Consider the following 6,007-nt stretch of genomic DNA (forward strand, 5'->3'; position numbering starts at 1 on the left):
CAATGGAAAAGCAGTATGTTGAGGAGGTATTTCAATCCTGGTTTTATCTAGGAAAATTAGGTGGATTCAATGCCGAAAATTTACAAGTTCAAGAAGAAGGATTAGATCTCAGCTACATGGAATATGACACGCAGCAGGCTGATGATAGTATGATGGCGCTGATGCACAACATGGGTGAATTTGAGTATCAGGGAACTTGGGCGCGCTGCTGGTTCGATCTAGGTACGAGCGACGCGATCGCGATCGATATTCTCATTAATTCTCTCCGGCAATTGAGTCAAGAATACGTTAGTATCGAACGGCTATATATTGGTGGCGAAAATGACGATTGGACTGTAGAAGATAATGACGAAGATCGTTCTAGATTTATTTACGATGGGAATTAAAAGTTCATATGCATAAACCAGGAGAAATCCGAGTTTTAGCTTTGGGAATTGTCCGTCAGGGCGATCGCGTTTTTATTTCTGAAGGTTACGATCCGGTAAAACAACAAACTTTTTATCGCGCTTTGGGTGGTGGCGTAGAGTTTGGAGAGACAAGTCTTGAAGCTCTACAACGAGAATTTCAAGAGGAACTCCAAGCAGAAATTAAAAATATGAAATATCTCGATTGTCAAGAAAATTTATTTACTTTTAACGGACAACCAGGTCATGAAATTTTATTTGTTTATGAATGCGATTTCGTCGATCCAAAGTTTTATCAAATGGACGAAATAACCTTTATGGAGAAAAAGCGCAAAAAACGTGCGCTTTGGGTGGAGTGCAATCGGTTTAGATCGGGAGAATTAAGACTTGTGCCAGAGCAATTTTTCAAGTATCTGGCATAAACTTGAAAGCTTAGTTCCCTTCCTACTTTCGTTTTGTCTAGTAACTTTCTTTGCGTCTTTGCGTCTACTCTACAAGAAGCCGCTGCGCGTCTTGGCGCGACATAAAAAATAAAACCCGCACTGGCAGGTTTTATCTATAATAATGCGCTTGCAAATAACGCCGAAATGAAGACTTAATTAGCAATTAGCGAAACATACTGCTAACAGAACTATCTTCGTGAATCCGCCAGATAGTTTCTCCTAACAAATTAGCTACGCAAAGCACAGTTAATTGTTGAAAACGCGCTTCTTGAGGAATGGGAATCGTATTCGTGACGATCACCTCTTCAAACAATCCGCTAGACAACCGTTCAACCGCCGGAGGTGAAAACACTGCATGGGTAGCACAAGCATATACCTGACGCGCCCCTTCTTGGCGCAGTAACCGCGCTCCTTCCGAGATCGTCCCGCCAGTATCGATCATGTCATCGACTAGCACGGCTGTCTTACCAGCCACATCACCAATCACATTCAATACTTCAGCGACATTATGAGCCTGACGGCGTTTGTCAATAATCGCCAGTGGTGCATCGTCGAGTTTTTTGGCAAATGCCCGCGCCCTTGCCACACCCCCAACATCTGGGGAAACAACTACGATATCAGTTAGCTGCTTACTTGCTAAATAATCAATAATGACTGGAGAGCCATAAACGTGATCGAAGGGAATATCAAAATATCCTTGGATCTGTGCTGAATGTAAATCCATTGCCAGAACTCGGCTAGCTCCCGCTTCGGTGATTAAGTTAGCTACTAACTTCGCCGTAATTGATTCCCGCCCTGCCGTTTTGCGGTCTGCCCTGGCATAGCCATAATAAGGCAGTACCGCTGTAATTTGCCTTGCCGATGCTCGCCGACAGGCATCAATCATGATTGCTAATTCCATGAAGTGATCGTTGACGGGATTGCAAGTTGGTTGCAATAAATAAACATCGCAACCACGAATCGATTCTTGAATTTGGATATACAATTCGCCGTCAGCAAATCGCTTGCGAATCATCGGACCCAAATCCATACCCAGGTAACGAGCAACTTCCTGGGCTAAAGGTACGTTGGCAGAGCCAGAAAATAATCTCAGTCGGTTGTTATCTGCAACTGCGATCGGAGCAGGTTGCAATTTCAAAGTTGCCGATCGTAGCACGGTAATCCTCGAAGCGCGATCGCTTCCATCTTATCATTTGAGAATCGAGTGTTTCCTAGAAAAATTTCTAGAAATTTAATTATTAAGCATATATGAAATTAGTTAAAAATTTAACAATTTTTCGATCGGATTTAGTGAAATCTTGGAAAGACCGCGATCGCTGTTATTGCGATCGGATAAACTTACCGCTAAACCTTAAGTAGAACTACTTAGATTCTCTGCACGTAGCTCTGTCAAGCGGAGAAACCTATTTATATGTGCTATGCGTCAATGTGTTATGCGTCAAAGTGTTATGTGTCAAAAATGAGATGGTAGTAGCTATAACAGGAGAGAAGTCGGCAACCCTTCAACGTGGAAGCAGCAGATATAGTTAATGAAATGGCAAAATCGATGCAGAAAACCTTCGCTTGCTAACCCAAAATCAAATTCCTGCCTTTAGACATCCTGCTTGAGACTATGAATCAACCTCCCCTACAACCTCCGCTCCAGCTTGGTACTGTTCTGCAAAATCGCTATCGTGTCGATCGGGTTCTAGGTCAGGGGGGGTTTGGACGAACCTATTTGGCAGAAGATCTCGGGCGGTTTAACGAGTTGTGCGCTTTAAAAGAATTAATTCCAGCGCAGGCGGACAATTATGCCTTAGAAAAGTCCCAGCAACTCTTTCAACGTGAAGCAGCAATTCTCTATCAAATTCAACATCCGCAAGTCCCACAGTTTCGCGCCACTTTTGAAGAAGATCGGCGTTTATTTTTGGTACAGGATTATGTGGCTGGGAAAACCTATAGAACGCTATTGGATGAACGTCAGGCTAGCGGGCAAACTTTTTCCGAAGCAGAGGTTTTCCATCTACTCAAACAACTACTACCCGTTCTCGCCCACATTCACGCGCGTGGTATTATCCATCGCGATATTTCTCCAGATAATATTATTTTGCGGGAAAGCGATGCTAAACCCGTTTTAATTGATTTTGGTGTCGTTAAAGAGCTAGCGACCCGCTTTCAGTCCTCCAATAGTAATCCAGCTCAAGCAACCACAGTAGGTAAACTAGGTTATGCTCCCAGCGAACAAATTCAAACTGGCAGAGCTTATCCCAGCAGCGATCTTTATGCCTTAGCCGTAACCGCAGTCGTACTCCTGACAGGTCGAGAGCCACAGGAATTGTTTGACGATCTCACGTTAGTCTGGCACTGGCAGCGATGGGCGACAGTTATGCCTGGATTTGCTCAGATATTAAACCGAATGTTAAGTTACAAGCCAAACGATCGCTACCAAAATGTAGCCGAAGTCGCCAAAGCGCTGCAAGCGATCGAACCCCAAATTGCCCAATCGCCTGCCACACCGATTTCAACGGTACAAACTTTGGCTGTTGCTAGCAATCCCGACCTGATTGCATCCTCGACCAAACCCGATCCAGTTATTACCACCTCTAAAAATCGCTGGAATCAAACTTGGTTAATCGTGCCAGTTTTAATGCTCGTCGCTGTCTTAGCAGGTATTGGCGGTTGGGCGATTATGTCTGCTATGCTCGGTCGCAATACTGAGCGATCGCAACCCCCCACTCCGCAGAATTTTCCTTCGCCAGTCGTTCCCAGCGCCCAACAGACACCCACACCCGATTCTCCTACTCCCTTTGCTACGCCAACACCCACACTCGACCAATCGCCAGTCGTATACAGTCAGGTGCTCAATTTAGTCCCAGGTAGCAGCAGCGACGTTACAGGTAGCCTGAGAGCTAACGATACGGTTAACTACACGTTTGTTGCCGAACGAGGGCAACAACTAAGTGCTGCATTGGCACAAGAAGGGGTGTTACTTACAGTATTAGGTCCAGATAAACAAGCGATCGCTGATGCCAGCCAGGTGACGAGCTATCAAGGTACGCTACCATCAACCGGAATCTACACGGTTCAACTCACTCCCGCGCCTGGTGTTGATGAAAGTCAATACCAACTGAATTTAAGTCTGGAAAGCGTAACTAAAGCTACACCCACACCATCACTACCTACCTCACCTCCGGCTAATCCTGGGGTAGAAGTTCCTACGGCTGAAACAGAAACGATTAACTTTGCCGAGGGACAGAGTAGAACGCAGGTGTCAGGTCGTACCAGCAGGCAGCAAATTCAGCGCTATCTGGTCGATTTGGAAGAGGGACAGCAGTTATCGGTCATTGTGACGCGAGGAGCGGTAACCTTGGATGTGCGCGACCCCGATGGCAATGTATTGAAGGGAAAAAATGAATTTCACTGGCAAGGACGAGTACAGCGTAGCGGACAATATCAGATAGATGTCGTGCCTCTAGCTAATAACGAGGTTGAGTTTGGGGTGAATGTGGGGGTGTATAAGTAGGGACAAGGGAGCAGGGAGCAGGGAGCAGGAGAGAAGAGAGCTGCTCTTGAGCTGAGGGAGCTGGGGAGGCTGAGGGAGTAAAATCGATCCAAAATCTAAAATCTAAAATTTACGATGATAATTCTGATCGCGGGGACTGATACGGAAGTTGGCAAAACAGTTCTGACTACGGCTTTAACTGCTTACGGGCAGAAATATCAACCTCAGCGTGCTGTGGGTGTGATGAAGTTGATGCAAGCAGGTGTGGGCGATCGCGAGTTGTATACTAGTCTATTCTCTCTCGATCAATCACCCCAAGAAATTGCCCCGCTCTATTTTGACGCACCCCTCGCCCCACCTGTAGCCGCTGCGAAAGAGGGAAGACAAATCGATCTGGGCATTGTTTGGCAAGCCTTACAAAGTCTGCAAGCAAGAAAGGATTGGGTGATTGTCGAAGCTTTAGGCGGTTTAGGTACGCCTGTAACGCAGGAGTTAACCGTTGCCGATTTAGCTGCTTCCTGGCGCTTGCCAACAGTGCTAGTAGTTCCGGTAAAATTGGGGGCGATCGCTCAATCTGTGGCAAATGTTGCTCTAGCAAAATTATCTCGGATCGATTTGCGCGGCATCGTGCTTAATTGTACCCAGCCGCGTTCTGAGACAGAAATTGCTGAATTGACACCTACTGATTTAATTCAATCTCTGACCAATATTCCTATATTGGGTTGTTTGCCTTATTTAGAAAATCCGCAAGATTTAAATAAATTAGCTCAAACAGCTTCGGATTTGGATTTAGAAAGGTTGATGCCTTTGGTCATTAGTCATTAGTCATCGGTCATTTGTGAAGACTGCTGCTCAAATCGCTATCGGCATAACAATTGAAATGCCACGACAAAAAACTATCAACCGATAACTGTCAAATGTGGCTCAACCCCTATATGCACGAATGCCCCCACTGCTAGGCTAACCAGAGAAGCGATCGCAATCAACCAAAAACTCTGACGACTGCTCCAGCGCGTGACTTGAACGTCTAACCTAACTAGCATACTCGCAGACAAGACGACGAGGATATGAACGAAAATATGCAGCCAGGTAATGATGACAACGCTAAAAAAAGCGATCGTAACAGCAACTAAAAAAGCCTTGCTATCAGACGTAAAACAACTCGCAAAGCCGTCTCTGACTTTCGACCACGGAGAGGACACGGCAACAGCTAGTAGCACAGTTGCTACAGCAGCGAGTATCCATAATATCCAGTGACTTTCGAGCGCGGATAGCTGCCAACCGATAATACCATAAGTGGCTAGCAGCAAAGCTAGAGAAATCCAGGGAAACTTTTTAATTGCGATCGCATTACGTCTCATTTTAGGGAAAATCTACTCAGATATATATTTTCTCACCTAGTTTCCTGCTATGGGCGATCGATCTTTACTGGTATTGTGATGCAAGCGAGCAAATTTTTGGTATGATTTACAAAAATTAATAAAACTTGATTGACAAATAGCAAAGATTACAGTGCAAGAACAAAATCTGTTGTTTCTACATCATCACCTGGCAGTGGCAAAACCACTCGCGCCTATATAGAAGCCTAGTCCAGCAGTGTAGCCCAAAAGTACAGTTAGAGCTATGGGCAACAGTACCTAGATTGCTCCTGATTATGACTGACCAAATTGTGACTTGCC

General features: G+C 45.2%; 6 protein-coding genes. 4 read left to right on the forward strand and 2 right to left on the reverse strand.

The genetic code is table 11. The features are described 5' to 3' along the window. Positions 1 to 386 (forward strand): DUF3531 family protein (locus ACRC32_RS10820; RefSeq protein ID WP_438553963.1); only part of this gene is annotated, 386 nt, incomplete at its 5' end. 8 nt (positions 387 to 394) lie between these two features. After that, a complete protein-coding gene (locus ACRC32_RS10825) occupies positions 395 to 826 on the forward strand; it encodes an NUDIX hydrolase (RefSeq protein WP_438553964.1) in 432 nt (143 codons plus the stop codon). 184 nt (positions 827 to 1,010) lie between these two features. On the opposite strand, the gene ACRC32_RS10830 is transcribed toward ACRC32_RS10825, so the two are convergent. After that, the gene (locus tag ACRC32_RS10830) at positions 1,011 to 2,003 is read right to left on the reverse strand and encodes a ribose-phosphate pyrophosphokinase (RefSeq protein WP_309476435.1); all 993 of its coding nucleotides are present in this window, start codon (positions 2,001 to 2,003) and stop codon (positions 1,011 to 1,013) included. Positions 2,004 to 2,459: 456 nt separating this feature from the next. On the opposite strand from ACRC32_RS10830, the gene ACRC32_RS10835 reads away from it, so the two are divergent. Further along, on the forward strand, positions 2,460 to 4,349 hold the full coding sequence (locus ACRC32_RS10835) for a protein kinase domain-containing protein (RefSeq protein ID WP_438553965.1): 1,890 nt from the start codon (positions 2,460 to 2,462) through the stop codon (positions 4,347 to 4,349). 114 nt (positions 4,350 to 4,463) lie between these two features. Next, entirely contained in the window at positions 4,464 to 5,153 is a 690-nt protein-coding gene (gene bioD / locus ACRC32_RS10840; protein WP_438553966.1) for a dethiobiotin synthase, read from the forward strand. 74 nt (positions 5,154 to 5,227) lie between these two features. Here bioD and ACRC32_RS10845 read toward each other — a convergent pair whose 3' ends face one another. Then, a complete protein-coding gene (locus ACRC32_RS10845; RefSeq protein ID WP_438553967.1) occupies positions 5,228 to 5,689 on the reverse strand; it encodes a hypothetical protein in 462 nt (153 codons plus the stop codon). Positions 5,690 to 6,007: the final 318 nt, after the last annotated feature.

This window comes from Chroococcidiopsis sp. (assembly GCF_051657925.1).
Taxonomy (GTDB): domain Bacteria; phylum Cyanobacteriota; class Cyanobacteriia; order Cyanobacteriales; family Chroococcidiopsidaceae; genus Chroococcidiopsis.